This is a genomic window from Pseudomonas sp. A125 (assembly GCF_055409485.1).
In genome coordinates this window covers 1-19,485 of sequence record NZ_JBUZVP010000002.1, presented here as the reverse complement: position 1 = coordinate 19,485, position 19,485 = coordinate 1, and the positions used below count along the sequence as shown (strand labels likewise).

26 protein-coding genes and 1 pseudogene are annotated in these 19,485 nt (G+C 60.4%); 2 read left to right on the top strand and 25 right to left on the bottom strand.

The window, feature by feature from the left end; translation table 11 throughout:
• Positions 1-67 precede the first annotated feature (67 nt).
• Positions 68-1,177, top strand: coding sequence for an LOG family protein (locus ACZRN6_RS03045; RefSeq protein ID WP_464007188.1), 1,110 nt, complete (start codon positions 68-70; stop codon positions 1,175-1,177).
• 245 nt (positions 1,178-1,422) lie between these two features.
• On the opposite strand, the gene recX is transcribed toward ACZRN6_RS03045, so the two are convergent.
• From recX to ACZRN6_RS02930, 23 genes and pseudogenes are all read right to left on the bottom strand, one after another.
• Positions 1,423-1,890, bottom strand: a complete 468-nt coding sequence (gene recX / locus ACZRN6_RS03040) for a recombination regulator RecX (RefSeq protein WP_322147179.1) — start codon at positions 1,888-1,890, stop codon at positions 1,423-1,425.
• An 8-nt stretch (positions 1,891-1,898) separates the two neighbouring features.
• A complete protein-coding gene (gene recA / locus ACZRN6_RS03035) occupies positions 1,899-2,951 on the bottom strand; it encodes a recombinase RecA (protein WP_177084820.1) in 1,053 nt (350 codons plus the stop codon).
• 83 nt (positions 2,952-3,034) lie between these two features.
• The gene (locus tag ACZRN6_RS03030) at positions 3,035-3,535 is read right to left on the bottom strand and encodes a CinA family protein (RefSeq protein ID WP_464007187.1); all 501 of its coding nucleotides are present in this window, start codon (positions 3,533-3,535) and stop codon (positions 3,035-3,037) included.
• Positions 3,536-3,606: 71 nt separating this feature from the next.
• Positions 3,607-4,098 (bottom strand): lysis system i-spanin subunit Rz, encoded by a 492-nt coding sequence (locus ACZRN6_RS03025; protein ID WP_464007186.1) that lies wholly within the window; start codon positions 4,096-4,098, stop codon positions 3,607-3,609.
• Positions 4,086-4,610, bottom strand: a complete 525-nt coding sequence (locus ACZRN6_RS03020) for a glycoside hydrolase family 19 protein (protein WP_464007185.1) — start codon at positions 4,608-4,610, stop codon at positions 4,086-4,088. Before ACZRN6_RS03020 ends, ACZRN6_RS03025 begins: the two co-directional genes overlap by 13 nt.
• 62 nt (positions 4,611-4,672) lie before the next feature.
• Positions 4,673-5,275, bottom strand: coding sequence for a phage tail assembly chaperone (locus ACZRN6_RS03015; RefSeq protein WP_464007184.1), 603 nt, complete (start codon positions 5,273-5,275; stop codon positions 4,673-4,675).
• A gap of 8 nt (positions 5,276-5,283) precedes the next feature.
• A complete protein-coding gene (locus tag ACZRN6_RS03010) occupies positions 5,284-6,297 on the bottom strand; it encodes a tail fiber protein (RefSeq protein WP_464007183.1) in 1,014 nt (337 codons plus the stop codon).
• A gap of 11 nt (positions 6,298-6,308) precedes the next feature.
• Entirely contained in the window at positions 6,309-6,908 is a 600-nt protein-coding gene (locus ACZRN6_RS03005) for a YmfQ family protein (RefSeq protein ID WP_464007182.1), read from the bottom strand.
• Positions 6,896-7,936, bottom strand: coding sequence for a baseplate J/gp47 family protein (locus ACZRN6_RS03000; protein WP_464007181.1), 1,041 nt, complete (start codon positions 7,934-7,936; stop codon positions 6,896-6,898). Before ACZRN6_RS03000 ends, ACZRN6_RS03005 begins: the two co-directional genes overlap by 13 nt.
• Positions 7,926-8,324: a phage GP46 family protein gene (locus ACZRN6_RS02995; RefSeq protein WP_010170074.1), complete on the bottom strand. Its 399-nt coding sequence runs from the start codon at positions 8,322-8,324 to the stop codon at positions 7,926-7,928. The genes ACZRN6_RS03000 and ACZRN6_RS02995 overlap by 11 nt, the downstream gene beginning before the upstream one ends.
• Positions 8,324-8,833, bottom strand: coding sequence for a phage baseplate assembly protein V (locus tag ACZRN6_RS02990; protein ID WP_464007180.1), 510 nt, complete (start codon positions 8,831-8,833; stop codon positions 8,324-8,326). The genes ACZRN6_RS02995 and ACZRN6_RS02990 overlap by 1 nt, the downstream gene beginning before the upstream one ends.
• A gap of 16 nt (positions 8,834-8,849) precedes the next feature.
• Positions 8,850-9,887 (bottom strand): phage baseplate assembly protein, encoded by a 1,038-nt coding sequence (locus ACZRN6_RS02985; protein ID WP_464007179.1) that lies wholly within the window; start codon positions 9,885-9,887, stop codon positions 8,850-8,852.
• A gap of 3 nt (positions 9,888-9,890) precedes the next feature.
• On the bottom strand, positions 9,891-11,129 hold the full coding sequence (locus tag ACZRN6_RS02980; protein ID WP_464007178.1) for a DNA circularization protein: 1,239 nt from the start codon (positions 11,127-11,129) through the stop codon (positions 9,891-9,893).
• Positions 11,116-12,609 (bottom strand): hypothetical protein, encoded by a 1,494-nt coding sequence (locus ACZRN6_RS02975; protein ID WP_464007177.1) that lies wholly within the window; start codon positions 12,607-12,609, stop codon positions 11,116-11,118. Before ACZRN6_RS02975 ends, ACZRN6_RS02980 begins: the two co-directional genes overlap by 14 nt.
• Entirely contained in the window at positions 12,609-12,734 is a 126-nt protein-coding gene (locus ACZRN6_RS02970) for a hypothetical protein (RefSeq protein WP_464007176.1), read from the bottom strand. The genes ACZRN6_RS02975 and ACZRN6_RS02970 overlap by 1 nt, the downstream gene beginning before the upstream one ends.
• A gap of 5 nt (positions 12,735-12,739) precedes the next feature.
• Positions 12,740-13,036, bottom strand: a complete 297-nt coding sequence (locus ACZRN6_RS02965; protein ID WP_464007175.1) for a phage tail assembly protein — start codon at positions 13,034-13,036, stop codon at positions 12,740-12,742.
• Positions 13,033-13,380 carry a phage tail tube protein gene (locus tag ACZRN6_RS02960; RefSeq protein ID WP_010170089.1) on the bottom strand — a complete coding sequence of 116 codons (348 nt, stop codon included), beginning with the start codon at positions 13,378-13,380 and terminating at the stop codon, positions 13,033-13,035. Before ACZRN6_RS02960 ends, ACZRN6_RS02965 begins: the two co-directional genes overlap by 4 nt.
• A 64-nt stretch (positions 13,381-13,444) precedes the next feature.
• Positions 13,445-14,941, bottom strand: coding sequence for a phage tail sheath subtilisin-like domain-containing protein (locus ACZRN6_RS02955; RefSeq protein WP_464007174.1), 1,497 nt, complete (start codon positions 14,939-14,941; stop codon positions 13,445-13,447).
• Positions 14,941-15,123 (bottom strand): DUF2635 domain-containing protein, encoded by a 183-nt coding sequence (locus tag ACZRN6_RS02950; RefSeq protein WP_010170093.1) that lies wholly within the window; start codon positions 15,121-15,123, stop codon positions 14,941-14,943. Before ACZRN6_RS02950 ends, ACZRN6_RS02955 begins: the two co-directional genes overlap by 1 nt.
• Complete coding sequence (locus ACZRN6_RS02945) at positions 15,120-15,710, bottom strand: phage tail terminator protein (protein WP_464007173.1); 591 nt, start codon at positions 15,708-15,710, stop codon at positions 15,120-15,122. Before ACZRN6_RS02945 ends, ACZRN6_RS02950 begins: the two co-directional genes overlap by 4 nt.
• A 64-nt stretch (positions 15,711-15,774) precedes the next feature.
• Positions 15,775-15,933 (bottom strand): annotated as a pseudogene (locus ACZRN6_RS02940) (phage late control D family protein); the annotation flags it as partial.
• Entirely contained in the window at positions 15,932-16,270 is a 339-nt protein-coding gene (locus ACZRN6_RS02935) for a phage holin family protein (RefSeq protein WP_003208680.1), read from the bottom strand. The pseudogene ACZRN6_RS02940 and the gene ACZRN6_RS02935, both read right to left, overlap by 2 nt.
• Positions 16,271-16,880: 610 nt before the next feature.
• Positions 16,881-17,615, bottom strand: coding sequence for a LexA family transcriptional regulator (locus ACZRN6_RS02930; RefSeq protein WP_322147185.1), 735 nt, complete (start codon positions 17,613-17,615; stop codon positions 16,881-16,883).
• A gap of 403 nt (positions 17,616-18,018) precedes the next feature.
• On the opposite strand from ACZRN6_RS02930, the gene ACZRN6_RS02925 reads away from it, so the two are divergent.
• On the top strand, positions 18,019-18,258 hold the full coding sequence (locus ACZRN6_RS02925; RefSeq protein ID WP_464007172.1) for a hypothetical protein: 240 nt from the start codon (positions 18,019-18,021) through the stop codon (positions 18,256-18,258).
• Positions 18,259-18,296: 38 nt separating this feature from the next.
• Here the strand turns inward: ACZRN6_RS02925 and ACZRN6_RS02920 are convergent, their stop codons facing one another.
• Together ACZRN6_RS02920 and ACZRN6_RS02915 are read right to left on the bottom strand one after the other, a co-directional pair.
• A complete protein-coding gene (locus ACZRN6_RS02920; protein ID WP_464007171.1) occupies positions 18,297-19,064 on the bottom strand; it encodes a DNA adenine methylase in 768 nt (255 codons plus the stop codon).
• Positions 19,065-19,184: 120 nt separating this feature from the next.
• Positions 19,185-19,485, bottom strand: a 301-nt coding sequence (locus ACZRN6_RS02915) for a glycoside hydrolase family 24 protein (RefSeq protein ID WP_464007170.1), incomplete at its 5' end; no start/stop codon positions are given.

The window sequence follows — 19,485 nt, the reverse complement described above, 5'->3', positions numbered from 1 at the left end:
ATGCAGTGTCGTGGTCCCGACGAATTTCTCGCCGGCACCCAGGGTTCTGTGAAGAAGGAGAAGTTGAATGCCTTACGAACCGAATGAACTCCTGATCCGTCAATTTCAAGAAAACGGCACCGACCTGACCCAGCAGGTCGACGCGCAACTTCACCTGATTGCGCCCAACAGCCCGAATATCCCCCTTTATCGCGACATGATCTTCACCGTGTTACGCATGGCCCAGGACGACCGCAGCCGCTGGAACGCCAAGATCACCTTGCAGGCCATCCGCGAGCTGGACCACGCCTTCCGGGTGCTGGAGCAGTTCAAGGGACGACGCAAAGTCACGGTGTTCGGCTCGGCGCGCACGCCGGTAGAAAGCCCGCTGTATGCGTTGGCCAGGGAAGTGGGCGCGGTTTTGGCCCGTTCGGACCTGATGGTGATTACCGGCGGTGGCGGCGGCATCATGGCTGCGGCCCACGAAGGTGCCGGCCTGCAACACAGCCTGGGGTTCAATATCACCCTGCCGTTTGAACAGCATGCCAACCCGACCATCGATGGCACCGAGAACCTGCTGTCCTTTCACTTCTTCTTTACCCGCAAGCTGTTCTTCGTCAAGGAAGCCGATGCCTTGATCCTGTGCCCGGGTGGCTTCGGCACGCTGGATGAAGCGCTGGAAGTACTCACTCTGATCCAGACCGGCAAAAGCCCACTGGTCCCGGTGGTGCTGCTCGATGCGCCAGGTGGGAGTTTCTGGCAAGGGGCGCTGGACTTTATCCGCAGCCAGCTTGAAGCCAACCGCTACATTTTGCCCACCGACCTCAAGCTGGTGCGGCTGGTGTACAACGCTGAAGAGGCGGTGGACGAAATCAACCAGTTCTACGCCAACTTTCATTCCACTCGCTGGCTGAAGCGCCAGTTTGTGATTCGCATGAATCATCCGTTGAGTGACGGTGCACTGGCTCATCTGCAGGAGGCGTTTGCCAGCTTGCGGCTGAGTGGCGAATTCCAACAAATCGCGTACACCGGCGAGGAGCATGACGAGCCTAGCTTCAGCCATCTGACGCGGCTGGTGTTCAATTTCAATGGGCGCGATCAGGGACGGCTGCGGGAATTGGTGGATTACATCAACTTGCCGGAGAACTGGGCACAAGCTCAGGGGAAAGCGCAGCAGCGGGTGACGGAAACGGCGTGATCACTAGGCGTGATCCCTAAACGCAAAAAAGGCCCGCTATTTTCATAGCGGGCCTTTTTGCTTTAACTGTCCCGTACTGAACAAACCCCACACATTTAGTGTGGGAGCTGTCGAGCCTTGGCGAGGCTGCGATGCAGGCGCTGTGGTCTGTGAGGTATACCGAGGCGATCCCATCGCAGCCTCGCTGGGGCTCGACAGCTCCCACATATGATCTCTATATGGCCTGGACCAAGCGCTCAGTCGGCTTAGTCATCCAGATCCTTACCGCTCAACAAGCGGCTGATCATTTCCATCGAGAATCCGCGATAACTCAGGAAGCGACCCTGCTTCGCTCGCTCCCGCGCATCAATAGGCAGGTGACCGGCAAACTTGCGACGCCAGGTATCTTCCAATTGCGCCTGCCAACTGATGCCGGACTCACGCAAGGCGAGTTCGATGTCAGCACGTTGCAGGCCGCGCTGACTCAGCTCTTCGCGAATACGCGCAGGGCCATAGCCGGAACGGGATCGGTAGGAAACAAAACTTTCGAGGTAACGGGATTCCGACAGCAGCCCTTCTTCCGTCAGGCGGTCAAGGGCTGCGTCGATCATCTCGGGATCTGCGCCGCGCTGGCGCAATTTACGCGTCAGCTCGACCCGACCATGCTCGCGCCGTGCGAGCAGGTCCATTGCAGTGCGCCTTACGGCGACGGGTGTATCCAGTACAACGCTCATCGTTTGGCTCAGATGTCAGCGTCGGCCATGTCGTCAGCCGTTTCCCGGGTGGCCGTCGACTTTACGTCGGCAGTCGGGGTCAGCAGCTTGTCGCGGATCTGCTTTTCAAGCGCCGTGGCAATCTCTGGGTTGTCCTGCAGGAACTTGGCCGAGTTGGCCTTGCCCTGGCCGATCTTGCTGCCGTTGTAGGCATACCAGGCACCGGACTTCTCGACGAAGCCGTGCAGCACGCCCAGGTCGATCATCTCGCCGTTCAGGTAGATACCCTTGCCGTAGAGAATCTGGAACTCGGCCTGACGGAACGGCGGAGCCACCTTGTTCTTAACAACTTTGACGCGGGTTTCGCTACCGACAACCTCGTCACCTTCCTTCACCGCGCCGGTACGGCGGATGTCCAGGCGGACCGAAGCGTAGAACTTCAGCGCGTTACCACCGGTGGTGGTTTCCGGGCTGCCGAACATCACGCCGATCTTCATCCGGATCTGGTTGATGAAGATCACCAGGCAGTTGGCGTTCTTGATGTTACCGGTGATTTTACGCAGGGCCTGGGACATCAGACGGGCCTGCAGGCCTACGTGCATGTCGCCCATTTCGCCTTCGATTTCAGCCTTGGGTACCAGGGCTGCCACGGAGTCGATGACGATCACGTCGATGGCGTTGGAGCGCACCAGCATGTCGGTGATTTCCAGGGCTTGCTCACCGGTGTCCGGCTGGGAAACCAGCAGGTCGTCAACGTTGACGCCCAGCTTGCCGGCGTATTCTGGATCCAGTGCGTGCTCGGCATCGACGAACGCACAGGTGGCGCCCATTTTTTGTGCCTGGGCAATCACCGACAGGGTCAGGGTGGTTTTACCGGAAGATTCAGGACCGTAGATCTCAACGATACGGCCTTTTGGCAGGCCGCCAATGCCGAGCGCGATGTCCAGACCCAGAGAGCCAGTGGAAATAGCCGGGATCGCCTGACGGTCGTGATCGCCCATACGCATTACGGCACCCTTGCCGAATTGACGTTCGATCTGACCCAGGGCCGCAGCCAAGGCTTTCTTCTTGTTGTCGTCCATTAAAGTCCTCACGTAATCAATAAGGCCTGGCGGCCAACACCTGTATAAGTAGACAGTATTGTTCCACAAAGATCCGTGATCGCCTACCCCTGATTTTCTATTTCTGCTGCAGCTCGTCGCAACAAGCCCTCTAGCGCGGCCTTTACCGTTTGTCGGCGGACTTCGTCGCGGTTGCCAGGGAAGTGTTCAAGCTCGGCAGTAACCTCATCGCCCACGCCCCAGGCCAGCCAAACGGTGCCCACCGGCTTGTCTGGCGAGCCGCCATCGGGGCCGGCCACACCACTGACCGCCACGGCAAAACGCGCCAGGCTTTTCTCCTGAGCGCCCCGGGCCATGGACTCGACCACTTCGCGGCTGACGGCACCGACCTTGGGGAACAGGGCTTCCGGCACATTCAGCTGCCGGGTCTTCTGGCGATTGGAATACGTGACGTAGCCCGCCTCAAACCAGGCCGAACTCCCGGGAATCCGCGTGATTGCCTCGGCGATACCGCCGCCGGTGCACGACTCGGCCGTAGTGACGTGGGCATTGAGCACCTGCAAGCGTCGGCCAAGTTCAGCGGCGAGTTGAGTAATTTCCTTCACGGTCATCTCCTGGAGTGAACGGGCGTTTGCCTACCCTACAGGAGCCCATGGGCCATGCAAGTTACAAGAGACTAACGTACCACTGCCCGGACATACGCCTGGCAGGCGCGCAAAGCGATCATTGCGTTATCACCGTCGTCGGTGATGCCGATAATTCGTTGAGCATGCGCCGGGTCAAGTCGGGCTCGCGGGGCTGCATGAACCAGGCTGGCGGGGGTGGCGGCGGCTGGCAGTGCGCAGCCGTTGGCTGAATCGCTGGCGTCGAGAAGGACTGACAACCGCACATCAGCAGTGGCCAGGCGATCCCGCAGGTGAGCCTGAGCGCGTTGTGCATCGGAAAGCTCCCGGGTGTGTTGTTGGTCGCCGGCACTGAGTTGTTGCTCCAGTGTCAGCCGTTTGTCCTGTTCGGCCTGTTGTTGCTGGCTGAGAGCTGCGGCATGCAGAGCCTGCAGGTGCTCGAGTTGTGCGCCATATCGCCAAGCCTGTACCTGCCAGGCAACACCCGCCGAAACTGCGAGCAACAGGCAAAACCCAAGCAGGCGATACGACGTCAGGAAGCCCATGACACCGCCTTCGCGCGGGCCCACAGTTGCATACGGTTCTCCAAACCGTTGAGGCCACCGTTGATGCGCTGGGTGATGGTCGTGAATTGGTCCTTGTCAGCCAGTTCGTTCAAGCCATTGCTCTGCCAGAACCACGCGGCGGATTCGGCAGCCCATTGTGGCTGTTCCAGCAGTTCGGGTTGCTGCAACAGACGCTCATCGCCGAACAACGCCTGGCTGCATGCCAGGTAGTTGCGCCGCCCGGTGATCTGGATCAGGCCACGTCCGCGATACTTCTGCCCGTCGCCATCGGCTTCTGGGGAGTTGCCCAGGCGGGCGGCCAAGGTACCGGTGTCGTATTTGCTCAGGTATTGATCGCTGCCCAGTTCACATACGTAGCGCAACTCGCCGGATTCGTGGCCGATTTGGGCGAGGAAGGCGGCGATGCGTTTTGGGGTGGTGATTTGCCGGTTGGACATCGCTGCGTTCAGCGCAAATACGAAAACGCCCGCTTGGGAGCGGGCGTTGGGCATGATTAGCACAAGATCATTTTGGGTTATCGGCATGAAAAACTTCCGAGCTCATGAGCACCGCACTATTGTACAAGGCCAACCATCCAGTCCGGCCTAACCGGCCGAAATTCGGAGACTGGAAACTTCGAATCCTGCGGCCAATTACGCAGGGCCTGAAGATATTCCAACAGTTGGGAAAATTGTTGTTCTGTCAGCGTTGCAGCGTCCAGGTTCAGGTCTGTCTCATCACGATGGCGCTCCCGCAACCACTTGACGTTATCGATCTCTGAATCTCTCCAGCGACGCTCGATATCAGCTAATGCAAACGTATGCTGCGCTTCATCAAGCACCCATCTGTCGTTTTTCCAGACATAACCAGAGCCAGGCCATGGCTTGGAAGTTACGCCCTCCGGCAGTTCACCAAGCTGCTGCCATTGAACCTTCTCACCTGTATCAGTGTGATAAACATCACCACGCAAGTCCGCCACAACGCTCCAGGCACTGTCGCGACCAGCCATATGAACAACGGTAAACCCTTCCCCCACTACAGGCGGAGCCTCTGTAAACGCCATCGCCGGAACAATCCAGCAATCAGAAGTAAGAGGGTCCGGGTCAGCGTACACGCTGCCGACATATTCACCTGTAACCGGATGGGCTTGATAAACAACAAGGGTTAGCTCATTCATAACTAATCTCAATATTTTATGCACATAAGGCGGGCAGTATTACGAGGCCGGGTTTCAAGTCCAACTCGTGGCTCCCCGTTAACTCCATCACTCACCGGAGCGGTTATTTGCGTCAGTGTCGAGCCACTGGGAAAATTGGCGATATTATTCCCTACAACACCCGAACCAGCGGGCCCTTGCCCCCAAGTTAGGTTATGGCGATGCCCCTGAATTTGATCACCTTGATAACTGCCGATTTTGCGGCCTGCATCAACGCCCCGGCCATCATCCAGGCCGCGGATAAACTCGCCTCGACTATCGGGCAAGTTGAATGTAGTGCTGCCATCTCCTGCACCGTAAGTTGTTCCAATAACGGCAAAAAGCTTGGCATATACGGTGCGTGAGATTTCCGCGCCGTTTTCTTTCAAAAAGCCGGTCGGTGCTACGGAACCGCAATACTGAATCGTCGTACCGACCGGAACCACCATCGATGCAGGATCGAGGTTTCCAGAATGCCAAAGCCTTCGCGTCGGACTCCAAACCTTCGCCTGAGAACACCCGCGAACGTAGATATCCGGTTCTGTATTGCCCTGCTGAAAACCGATCTGCCCGGCGTAGGTTCCATCTCCATACGGGATGTTCACCAGCCCAACGTAATTGACAAAACTGGTATTGCCGGAGCCGTAATAGTAAAAACCACCGGGTAGCCCAACAGCGTCAATCGCGACGGTGGGCGCAACGTTGCTCCCCAATCCATATTGGCCAATGCCAAGCGCATCTGTCACGCCGTAGCCTGCCAGAGTCGTTGGCTTGTTACGCAACTTCAACCAATCGTTCAGAATGCCCAGCGCTTGTACCAATTGATCGGTCTTTTTTTCATCCGGCGCAATCCCCGCCGCCGCCAGCACATTCAAAATCTCCTGCGTAACCCCATTCCCCCACGCCGCCGGAATCAAACTCCCCGGTGTCCCGGTCAACGGGTTTTCATCCACAAACTTGCCATTCACCAGCCCAACGCTGGGCACACTCTTTGGATAATCCACGCTTCTATCCTCTAGTCATAATTAATGTGCACCTGCGTATGAGCAGGTGCGCTGCGATGAATCAAACACTCCAGGGCGCTCCCCGGGTTGGCGCCAAATCGCTCCCCCCAATAACTCGCCCCAAACCGCCGCCCCAGGTGCTGGCGGCCGCCGGTGTTGAGCGTCCACATGAAGTGCGCCTGCCACGTGCCAAAATGCGCGGCGCCAAACCGTGAGCGGCCCATGCGCGGTGCGCGGTGCTCAGTGACACTGGCGTCGGGATAACCCTGGCTGCGGGCGATTTCGACGTAGTACGCGGCGCGCTGGCTGCCCACCGCCAACAGACGTCGACGCACCGCCAGGCGACGGTCGTCGTACAGCGGGCTCAAGCCCAGGCAAGGGTCGGGCAGTTGCATCACCCTTTCCCACTCCGGCACCAGTTCGCTGACGGTCACGGGGTCCATTTCGTTTTGCAGGTCGCAGGCGCGGGCGTCGATGCGCGTGAGTTCTTCGGCGATGCCTTTGAGCACCGTCTGCAACTGCGGCATGGTCTCCAGGTCCCAGGCCGGACCGCTGGGCAACAGGGCGATCAGTTGTTCCTCGTACTGGCCAGCCGTCCTTATCCCAGCCATGTGATACCTCCAAACACCAGTAACTGGTTTGTCGCCGCCGTAACGTCCGCCAGCGGGCTTGTCAGTTTGTGATCGGTCTCACCGGTGGCGGTGCTGATGGCTTCGGCGATGTGGGTCAGCAACAAGCTGTCGCCCAGCCCCGCCTCGCGATTGTGCAAGTCTCGCAGTTGGGCCTCGACGGCCGCACGCACGGCGCTGGTGTCGGGGGTCAAGCGCAGTTGATAAGCCACTGGTTTCATCGCCGGCGCCAACACATACACATCAGCGGTCACTGGCCGCAGCGGTTCGATATGGGCTTGAACCTGCGCCAACTGCGCGGCATTGGGGACCGGTTGCGGGTCGTCGTCACGCATTACGAACACCCCCACCGTCCCCGGCCCGAGGTAGTTGCCGCGACACCACGCGCGAGTAATGCCGGGCACTTCGAGGGACCACGTCTCGTAATCCTGTGCCGAACCGCCCTGGGGGATAACGCGATAGGAACGAATCACCCGCGCCCGCAGCGACTCCAGGGTTTCTCGCGCCACACCACCGGTCAGCCCCGGCGCCAGCACGGTAAAGGTCGAGCCTATGCCTTGCAGCGGCTGTACCGCGATCAGGCTCAGTCCAGCATCAGCGTTGCCCAGCGTGCCGGCATCAATCGCCTGCACCGTGGCGGTGTTGAGGCCTGCATGGGTGGTACCGGCAGCGGTGACTTTGAAGCTGCGACCATCACTGGCTTGCAGCACCGTGTCCACATCCAGCACCGCGCCCGCCGCTGCGGTAAAACTCACGCTGCCACTGGCGGCTACCGCCGCCTTGCGTGCCTGGTTCAAACGCAGCGCAGCGATGCGTTCCAGGGTGGATTCATCGGCGGTATCCGGCAGGATCTGTTCAGCGATCCAATCGAGATAACCGTACAGGCCGAACGCAGCGCCACTCAGTGTGCGCGCCAGGACCTGGGCATCGGACTGGCGCAGCGAATCGCTGGCCAGGTCGCTTTGGGTGCGTTTGATCAGCACCGGCAGCGAAGGGGTTTCAAACGGCATAGATCACCTGCCAACTGTTATCAGGGTTGATGTCCAGGCGCTCGCCGTCGGCCAGGGTCAGCTGCGTGCGCAGGTTGAGCCGCTGGGCGTCGAGGCGCTCACTGAGGACTTCGATGGCGCTGCAATGCCCGTCGTCGATCAGCCATTGCAAGGCTTCGCGGGCATAGAATTCGGCGTCCAGTTGCGTCTGGCGGGTCAGCTTGACCCGGCGCAGCAACCATAGTCTTGAGCCGATACGGTCGTCGGCCACGCTGGGAAAACTGTCGCCCCACCAGCCGAAGCGCTCGTCATCGTCAACCGCATCGTCGGGTGCGGCGCGGCGCCAGGTGAACAGGCTGATCAGCACCGAACGGGTGAGCGCATTTTTCAAATTGTCGGAGACAAACATCACTGGCCTCCCGCCGGCGCGCCGGTCTGGCCGCTGCCGGGCTGGACGCCCACATGCACGTGCTGGATCTGGCTGATGCCGCCGGCAATCTGGTCGCCCTGGGAGATGATCTTGCCGCTCTGGGTCAGGGTCGGCGTATCGATATTCACCGCGCTGCTGGCGCGGATATTCAGGGTGCCGGTTTCAATGTCGATCACCCGCCCGCGCTTGAAGTGAACCTTGTCGCCTTCATCGGTGTAGATCGCCACTTCACCCGGCGCCAGGGACTGCAACCGATAGCGACGGTCAGCCACCACCAGCACGATGGCGTGGGAGCGGTCACCGCCCAGGAACGTGGCGATGCCTTCCGCACCCGCCAACGGGTTGCTGGTAAAACCGTAGGGTTCGAAGTGCTCCATGTCGTCGTTCACTTCGCCTGCGGTCAGGCGCATTTGCAGCGATTGCAGCTTGGTGGCCGAGTGGGCGAGCACGACGGTGCCGCGCGCCAGCAGGCGAGTCAGTAGGCTCATGGAAATTCCTTGATGGTTAAGCGGATGGCAACGGATTGGCATCAAAGGTGGACGGCGGCGCCACCTGCAGAGTGGTGATCGAACCTTGGTCGGAGAGCGACCAGGTGACCTTGGAGATCAGCATGTCCTGGTCAAAGCCCAGCACCGGATCGATCACCCGCACCAACAGGTTGTGGCGCCACAAATCGCCGTTGGACTGCCGCCAGCCTTGCACGGTGTAAGTAGTCGTCAGGGCCTTTCCGGTACGGGTAGCGCGTTCCCAGTCGGCGCGTTGCTGGGCCAGCTCGGGGGTCAACTGCGTCGGTTCGCTGATCACCGTGACGCGTTTTCGCGCGGCTTGTTCATCCCGGGAAATCCCTGAAACCTCACTGACCGCCGCAGCGTTTTTTTGATCATCGCCCTTGTGCTGGCCGATGACGCGGTACTCGGAAAACACCGTGCCGAAGTCCATCGGTGCGTTAGCCGAAAGGATGTTCTTGCCCAGTTCCAGGCGGTCATTCGCATGCCCTGCACTACCGGGCGATGCCAATACCAGGCGCCCATCAGCATCGTCGGTGGAGAACACCCGATACAGCGTCAGCAAGCGGTCGATGGACTGGAATACCGTCTCCCCGGGCACGATGCTGTGGGTCTGCAAACGTGTGGTCTCGGCAATCTCGCTGTGCACCTCCACGCCATAGGTGGCCGTCAGCGCACGGACGATGCTCAACACGCTTTGCCCGCGCCACTGGCCGGGCTGGTTTATCGCTGCGCAGTCCACCAGGTCCTGCGTCACTGAGCCGCCCTGAATACTCAGGCTGATCTGTCGGCCGTCGTAACTGATGGGCGCCTTGAACACAAAGCCGGTGAGTACCAGGTCGCAACCGATGCGTACCTGGCAACGGGCGCCGGGCTTGATCGGCGCCGCCAGGGTTTGCCCGGGCCATTGCCAGGTGATGTTGAGGGTGAAAGTGCGAAATTGGCGCTCCAGGTCGGCGCTGATTTCCACGCTTTTCCAGCCGCCATAATCCAGGCCGTCCACGGTCAGGGTGACGGCATTGTCCAACTCGTTCATGGGTTACTCCCTGACCACTTGCAGGTCCGCCGGTGGCAGGAAGCCCGGATGGGCCACCCGATTGCGCTGCACCACCTCGCCCACCCGTGTCGCGTCACCAAAGCGCTGATAGGCCAACAGCAGGGCCGGCATGCTGCGCATCGGCGTCAGATTGACCAGCCGGACACCGGACGAAGCCACCGCCGTCAGATGCGTGAACATCTGTTGGCGCAAGTCATTCAGCGCAACGTAGTGCCCGGCGTCGGCCTTCAGTGCGGCTTGCCACATGGCTTCGTTCAGAAGGTCACGCAGCACCAGCACATCGTCGGCCACCGGCACCTCGCGGCGCTGCACCGGCTGTGCCGCCTGTTGCGCCAGGGACGGCGTGGTGCCGAGGGTCACCGCCTTTGTCGCTACCGGTACGTCCGCCAGCCAATGCGCGATCTTCACCCACAGCGCGTCCTGTACCAGGTTGGCCGTGGCTTGCACCGCCGCCACGCTATCCTTGCCGGTGGTCAGCTTCGGCACGTCGATGGTGCGGGCCGCTTCTACCTGCTGAGAGAGGTTGGCCAACATGCCGCGATAGCCGTTGCGGGCGAACGCCTTGAGGTCCTTCACGTCGCCGAGCAATCCCTTGAACTCGGCACTCAATTCCCTGGGCACTTCCTTGATGGCTTTGACCAGGGCGTTCAGGTCACCGTACAGCTGAATCAGCGGGGCAAACTGCTGCTCAATCACCTGGTAAACCTCAGCCAGGCCATTGCGCAACGCCTGGATGCCCACCCGTGCCTGCTTCACCAGTGCGGCGGCCTGCTCAAAACGCAGCACCGCCGAACCCAGCAAACTGTCGGCCGACACCAGCAACAACTGCCGGGTATTGACTGTCGCGGTGGGAAACTTCAAGGGTTCATCGGGATAGAATTTCAGGGCAAACGTCACCAACCCGCCGTCCTGGCGGGTCTGGGTCATCTCGCATTCGCCGACCTTGACCTGCAACCGTCCAAGCCACGGGTGCACCAGCTCGCCGGCGCCCTCCTCCAGGGCCTTGAGCAACTGGTCGCGTTGCTCCAGGCAGTCCTCGCCCACTACAAACGCCGTCAGCTCATGCACCCTGGACTGTTGGCCCAGGCCTTCAAAAAATGGACGGTCGCGCTGCGGGTATTCGTGCAACTGGCCCTTCTTGCCGACCGGGACCTTGGCCTGGTCGACCCAAAACCCGACGCCACGAAACGACGCCGGCAACAAACGATCACGCCAGCTCATTGGAGCCTCCAAGGGACAGGGAACGGTAGCCGACACGTGGAGTGACACTCAGGCCGGGTTGGTTGGTTGTGGGTTGGTCGACCCGCAGGCCCGCCGGCGCATTATCGAAGCTCACCCGCAAGTCGCCATTAAGCTGCGTGCGGTTGTTGGCGGCGGTTTGCTGCAGCAGCGAACTGGAGCTGGACGCCAACGGCGAGATCAACTCAGGGCCCTTGCGGAACCAGGATGGGTTGCGTGCGCTTTCGGCATTGCGCGCCTGCTGTTCGGTGGTCAACTCCACCACACTGCCGGTAGCCTGGTTGATCGCTTCACCGAGTCCGCCAGCAAACAGCTTGCGAATCGGCGCAGTGATCACCGCGAGTTTCTCCGACAGCGCGGTGAACCAACTCAGGACCGGCGCCCACATGGCTTCAAGTTGCTCCATGGGGTGCCAGTCGTCGAACAGGCCACTCAACACCACAAAGGCATCCTGGGCCTGCAACTGGATATCGCTCCAGATCGCCGCGAATGCACCGGTGACGGTGCCCCAGACGGCAGAAATCTTGGCCAGGGGTGACCAATCGAAGTAACTGCTGACAACGGTAAAGGCCGCCAGCGCACTGAGTTTGAAGTCACTCCAGATTGCCGCAAACACCTCGCTGATCACGCCCCAGTTGGCAATGATTTGCCCCAAGGGTGACCAACTGAACAGGCTTTTCATGAACTCGACCACCGGTACGCTGACCGCCTTGAGCAAGTCCCAGAGGGCGGCAAAAAAACCGGTGATCGGGCCCCATAGGCGCATTACTTGCTCCAGCGGACGAAACGCAAAGACCGTCTGGAAAAACTCGCCCAAGGTTCCAATCGCCGCCATCACCCGTTCGCCGAGCCCGGCAAAAAATGCCGAAATCGGCTTCCAGTTGGCAACGATCAAGCCTGCCGCCACGGCAATGCCTACAGCCACCAACACTATCGGATTGGCGTTGAGCACCAGCTGCATCAAGCCCAGTGCCTGAGACACGCCGGTGACGGCCGCCTGCATCGCGGTAAACGCCACTGCGCCGGCAGCCAGGCCCTGCACCAGTTGCGGATTTTCGGTGAGCACCTGGGCCACCGTCGCCAGTAACGGCTCCAGCCCGACCACCACCGCCGTGACGGCCGGCAACAGCGCAGTGCCAAACGCCACCGACACCTTGTCCCACGAGGCGTTGAAATCTTTCGGCCCTTGCGCCGCCTCCTCGGTAACGCCCTGCCCCACGGCGGCATTGACCTCGCCGACCCCAGCCTTGAACGCCAAAGCCGATTTGATGCCGCTGACAAACGGTGCCGCCAGCCCGCCGCCCTTCACCAAACCGGCGATATCCAGCTTGCCGAGACCGGTCTGTTCCAGGTTCTGCCTGAAGCGCGCGACCGTGGCCTGCAGCGCAGCGAGCTTGGGCGACAGCTGGTCGATACCGGTCAGGCGCACCGCGGTACTTTCTACTTTCTGAGCTTCTGCCATCACTGCACCTGCTGCATCGCATTGATCCGTTGCGCATGCTCCAGGGATTCCCGGAGCGTATCCAAAGGCTTGGCCAGCATCTGTTCGGGATCAACCTTCCAGAACCAGGCCAGGTCATAGGCCACCGCAATCAGCTCGGCGACGGAGCCTGCGCCGCACTCATGAAAAAACCGGCGACGGCCCAGCTCAACGCGTTGAAGTCCACCAGGTCAAGCTGGTTGACCGACGACGGCGGGATACCCGCGCACACGGCGATGTACTTGGCGGCGACGTCGAGGTCCAGACTCACGTCTTCGCCCTTGTCGATCTTGTACGGCAGCGCCTTGATTGCCCGCACCTCCTGCACCGTCGGGCGGCGCAGGGTGAGTTCAGTCAGTGACTCGCCGTGGGCCTCGATGGCCGCTTGCAGCTTCACCGTATCGGTCATTGCCAGGTCCCCTTGATGCCTTCGAATTTCAGCTCGATCACCGCGTCATCGCCCTTGGCTACCGGCTCTTCCACCAGGTAGGCGCCGGCCAGCACGTAGACCTTGCCATTGTTGAATTCGCAGGTGACGGTCATGTCGGTGCCGGCGATCAGTTGCTTCAACGGAAAGTCCGGCGTGTGCAGCGCGGTAACTTTGAAAGACGGGGTGATGTCGGTTTCCTTATAGAAACCCGGCACCACGGTTTCCCGCTTGACGGCCATCAACGGTGCTTCGCAGCCGCCGTTGATGGTCAGTTGAGCGCCGTCCACTTTGACGTAGCAGGTGCCCGCAATCAGTTGACCCATGATGTTTCTCCCAAAAATAAGCCCGCACTCGGCGGGCTGGAATCAGTTGCGAAAAGCGCGGGGCCTAAACCGCCGCGTCGTACTGCAAACGGAACTGGTTGAGCAACGCGAACACCCGCAGCCCGTTGACGTAATCGGGCGGGAACAGCACGTTGACCCGGCTCGGGTCCTGGCTGTCGCGCTCGACGATCAGGTGCTCGGCGAACAGCTCGGCGTTCTCCACATGGCCTTCCAGCTCAAGCTTGGCGTACTGGGCGATCAGCTCGCCGCGAATGGTGCTCGGGGTCACGATCGGCTGGCCGGCGCCAAAGCGCGTGCCGTCGGCGGCGAGTTTGTGGCGCCCGTATTTGCTGGTGATCACGCTTTGCAGGCGGCGCACGATAAAGGCCGACTGGTGCAGGGTTTCGCTGTCCAGATAGGAGTTGTCTGCCTGGCCGAACGCGTTCTTCTGGTAGGTGGTGATCGCCCGCTGTATGCGCACGTAACCGCCTTCGTAGTAAGCGGTGGCGATGCCGTAGTTGAGCAGCGATTGGCGCTCGGTCAGAGTGAAGCGCTCGCTCGCGTCGGCCGGGTCGAGGCCCGGCAAGCTGCCACTTTGGGTCGGACGGCTGGCATCGGCGGAGATAAACACCGCCGTGCGTGCAGCCAATGCAGCGGCCTGGACCCAGAAAGGTTGCGGCACGCCCGGCTCCATGGCCTGAATGGTCACGTGCTGGTCATTACGCCCTTGCCCGGCCGCCACCAGGGTGCCGATAGTGCCGCGCTTGGCGGTGTAGACGTGGCCGAACAGTTGCTTGGCCCACGACCAGCGGCCGCTGTTGTCATCCATCACCGCTTGCCAGGCGTTGAGGCTGGTGGTGTCGGCCCAGGGCATGCAGATGAACTCGAACGGCTCGTCGCCCAGCGCAGCCAATGCCGCGAGCTGGTCCGGCACACCGGCGCCCGCCGCCATTTTGCCGAGCACGGCGGTCAGGCCGTCGGGGGTTTGTTCGCCGTTGCTCTGGCCCAGGCGGTTGAGTTGCAGGCTGATGTCGTTGCCACTCTCACCGGTCCACTTGGCGGTCAGGGTGACGGTGCCATCGGCGGCTACCGCACTGACCGGCAGGTCCGCACTGGCGTTGATTTTCAGCGCCAGGGCGGTGGCGGCCACGGCAGCCGTCGCACCATTGATCACGGTCGCTTGAACCCGGGTGCCGCCGACGTACAGGCTGAGAATGCCACCCTGAGTCGCGGCGCCGGTCAGCTTGAGATCGGCCTTGGCCGCGCTGCCTCCGGTGCTGTGCAGCGGCAGGCACCAGATCTCGCCCACCGGGTCACTCTTGCGGAACGTCTCGTACATCGACGCCAGCATCGAACCCTGGCCACCGATACGCTTGGCCAGGGCCGCGCTCGATACCAGCACCAGGCTGCCGATTTCCGGGCTGGTGACGTTGTCGTTGACCTGGGCCACGATCAACCGGCGCAGGGCCGAGGAGGCGCTATTGGCCGCCGAATTGTCCATCTCGGCGTAGAACAGCGGCACACGAATGTCCGCCGGAATATGACTGAATCCAATCGCCATTATTTGGCTCCCTGTGGTTTTGCCGCCTTGACGGCTTTGGTTGTGATGTCGCCATCGGCCAGACGTCGACGCCACCAGGCGTTGTCCGGGACTTCGCGACCTTCGGCCGGCAACAGATCGCCCGCCTCCGGATCAGGTACGGCACGGCCGGAAACCGGCAGTACGGTGATGCGTTTGCTCATGGTTTTACCTCGGCAGAAAACGTCATTTCCAGGCGCCCGTCGGGGCCTGGGCGTTGCAGGTTGGGGTCGGCTGGGTCAATGGCATCGACCCGCACCGTCACCCCGTTGAAGGACGGCAGAGCGTCCAGTTCAAGCTCGAGCCAGGTTTCCGCCGGCTGCGTGCTGAGGTTGCGTCCCAACTGGCTCTCGAGAAAAAACCGCAGCCGGTACAACCCGCGAATCTTGCCGAGCAACAGCCATTCGCCAGCGTCGTACTGGATGGGCTCGTAGAACCCCTCGGGCCTGTAGCCCACCAGCGCCCGCCAGACCTCGGCGCGCAAGGCATGTAGTTTGTCCATCGCCTGGGCTTGCTGGCCTTCCGGCAAATCCAGCACCAGCACCACGCCAAAATGTTCGCGCAGGGTTTGGCGGCTGCTGTTTTGCGCAGCGTTAGGGCTGGCCTTGTCGCTGATCGGCGTCACGACCGCCTGGGGTGCGTCGAGCACTGGCAGGTTTTGCAGCGCGTCGAGGTCGAGGCCGGCGCGGATGTGTTGGTTGAACGATGGGCAGTGATCCCGCAGTTGACTGACCAGAGGGGTGATCTTCATGGCGTCTCACCAGGCAATAAAAAACCCGCCGAAGCGGGTGGGTAGAGGGGACCGATCGAACACGTCATTCCGGTGACGACAATTCGTTCGCCTTGATCGTGCATCGGTAGCTTTCCTTGCGTTTGCCGACGGCCGTCAGCGTGTCGATGGACCAACGCCCCTGCATGAAGGCGGGCCAGGTTTCATCCAGCACCAGCAGCCCTTCGGCCTGGAACGCCGGGTTACTGCGGGTCCCGGCCAGGGCCTTCGTTGACGCCGATACGCTTGGCCGCCCAGCGTTCATAAAGGCCGATGGCCACGTCGGCGCCAGCCATGGCGGTCAGGCAACCAATGGCGCCGGCCGTCCAGATCGACATGCCGGCGGCGTAACACAGCATCAGGGCTGATACCCCGCACACCATGCAGGCCCCGGAACGCAGGGCCAGGCGCCGCATAAGCGACCAACCGCGGGCGCCTTCCTTGTCGGCGCGCCACATTTCTCCGGAAACCCCGCCAATCACCGCCAATACGATGACCAGCCAGATAGGCATTTCCGCCAACGCTTGCTGCTCGTTTGTCATGTCACGCCTCCTGGAATGAGTGATACCGGCAGGTCGCCGGTTGTAGGTGTTTGTTTCAATTTGAATGGGTTCTCTAGGTAGGCATTCCAAAAAGCCCGGTTGCCCGGGCTTTTCAGTAATGATGTCCTCGAACTTTCGGCGCTACTGGCGCGGTACGGTTCTTTCCTCGATGTTTTTCCGACCACGATCCCTGTCTGCCGGATAACTGCTTCTGGTGCTTTACGCTGCACACCCGGGCCAGTTGCCAACCCTCTGAACCGTTAAGGCCGGTTCATCGCTGCCTGTTCTTGAAGCGGTTTGAAACTAAAGAGCGTCGGCATCCTTGCCGGTGTTGCCTGGCATCCGTGCCATCGCTTCGATGGCGTCCTTGCCGGTGTTGCGTAACGTCCTTGTCTTCCTTGGCAGCATCCTTGCCGCCTCCACCAGGCCTTCTTGGCTGGCTTGAGATGAAGAATATGCATGTATGCATATACAGTCAATGCACAAATGCATTTATTTTTGCGCGAGACATGCACGGATGCATTTATAGCCCCGCAGGCAAAGTGTTTGGTGGTTTTGCGCAGGCGAAAAAAAGCCCGCTCATTGGCGGGCTTTGTCTTACACAGAAGGGTTAGCGGGCGTACATGCCCCACCAGAAAACGTGACCAAGGATGCTGATCTGTTCATCCTGGATTTCCTGGAAGCTGTAGTCCTCGTCCGGATGTTCATCGCGGTTGAAGCTACGCAGGCGAATCCCGGAAGGCAGGCGATAGAGCTGTTTCACCCGCAGTTGGCCGTTGTGGTTGATGGCGTAAAGGTCGCCATCGACGATGTCACCAATCCCGCACTTGCCGGCGTTGACACCTACGGTCGCGCCGTCGCGCAGCACCGGCAACATACTGTTGCCGCGCACCGTCACGCACTTGGCCTGGTCAAACTGCACGCCGTTATGCCGCAGGCTGCGTTTGCCGAACCGCAGGCTGGCCTTCTCGCTTTCCTCGATGACGAATCTTCCTGATCCAGCAGCCAATTCAACCTCGCGCAGAAAGGGGATCGACACCTCGTCATCATTAACGGGCGTGTCGTCGTCCCACAGGCTTATGTCCTTGAGCTCCGAATGCATCGGGTCGCGCTCATCCGACCGCGCCGGCACCAGCGCCGCGCGTCCGCGAAGCTGATCGGTGCTGACCTGGAAGTAATCGGCGATGCGCGAGATGTGCTTGTCCGACGGGTCAACGATCTTGCCGCTGAGGATCCGGGACAGCGTGGATTGAGGCACGCCGGTACGCCGGTGAAGCTCCGTGGGGGAGATCCGGTCGCGGTCCAGCAGCTCTCTTAAGACGATAGAAACGTTGCGTTTTTGCATAACGCGGATAGTGCAGGCTGTTTCGATGCTTGGCAAATGCTAATTTGCATATTTAATGCATCAACGCGCACTTTTTACCTGACCGTTTGTGAACTGCGAAGCCCCGACCTTGCGTGTTAACCTTGCGCCCATTGCAAAAAATGCTGGGCCAAGCGCCCCCTTTGCCCCATCACTTTCAACGAATTTGCCAACTATCCAATGAGTAAAAACACCTCCGATCTGTCCTCCCACACCCCGATGATGCAGCAGTATGGGCTGGAGAAGTCCGCACGCAGCTAACCACGCGGCTTTCGTGGATTCTCTGTCTAAAACTCAACTTGCATTTAGCGCCCTTTACACCCAATGAACTCGTGCTAGATTGAGGTAGTTTTAGACAGATAAATTCAACGGAATGAGGTGGCGCATGGCATTCGGACGCAGCTACAACGAAGATCTGCAATTGGCTTACGAGGATCTGCTCGATGAGGGGCTGATCGATCCCGACTCGGACGAGGCCGGCGTGGCGAGACAAGTAATCCATCAGGGCTTCGACTCCATGACTGCCAAACAGAAACACACCTATGAAACGCTGTACGAACCCGTCCTGATAAAGCGCGCAAAGCACCTGAAAGTGCAAAGGATCATCGACTCCAACCCAGAATAGATCGCGGCCAAACTCACAAGTCGGAATCGCCCGGGCCGCTACCAGTTCATGACCGCCAACTCACCCGTCACTGCCGGCTTACCTTGCCGTGGGTTGGCAGTGCTGTAGCGGATATCCATCGTTTCCAGGCGGAACCCATCGAACACGCGCCGCACGTCTGGATGGTCATTGATGCTGACCATCACTTTGCCCTGGCACGTCCGCATGAAGCCGGCCATCCGCTCGTATTCTTCAAAGCCGAATTCCTCCCCGTATCCCTGGGTCTTCCAATACGGAGGATCCATATAGTGGAAGGTGTGGGGCCGGTCGTATTTCTCTGCACACTTGAGCCATGGAAGGTTTTCAACGTACGTCCCGGAAAGGCGCTGCCAGGCATACGACAGGTTCTCCTCGATCCGCAGCAGGTTGATAGCGCGGCCAGTGGTCGCGGTGCCGAAGGTTTGCCCGGTTGCCTTCGCGCCGAAGGCATGGTGCTGGAGATAGAAGAACCTTGCCGCCCTCTGGATATCCGTCAAGGTTTCCGGTACCGCCATTTTCTGCCACTCGAAGATTTGCCGCGAGCTGAGCGCCCATTTGAACTGGCGAACAAATTCCTCAAGGTGGTGCTGAACGACACGGTATAGGTTCACCAGGTCGCCGTTGAGGTCGTTCAGTACCTCGACCTCTGCGGGCTCCTCCCGCTTAAAGTAGAGCGCTGCGCCGCCGGCGAATACTTCGACGTAGCACGTGTGCTCAGGGAACAGCGCCAGCAGGCGCTTCGAAAGGCGGCGCTTGCCGCCCATCCATGGAACGATAGGGTTTGTCATTTGCGATCCTTCGCGTTTGTTTCATTTGGATGATGTTAATTTTCGCGACCGCGAATGTAGGTCAGGGCAGCATTAGCACCAGGGTAGTCAGCGCTAGGCCGTCCAGCTTCTGCATCTGCGTCACGATATGACCCCGCCAGCCAGGCGGTACTGCTTCAGCAGATCCTCGAGACGATGCTCGCGCTGACCATACCCGGCGCCGGGCAGGCTGGCCCAGATGTTCCGGCACTTCGCGATAGCCGTTTCGATCCGACCGGCAACCACGTCGGGCAAAGCCCGGCACTCCCGGATGTGCTGCAGCGCCAGAAGATCCTGGCTGATCGGGCTGAAGTCAGGCAGCTTGAGCTGCGCCTTGTAGTGCGGCCAGTCCTTCACCATTTGCTGATATCGACCGGACGCATTGGACGTCAGCCCCTTGCTG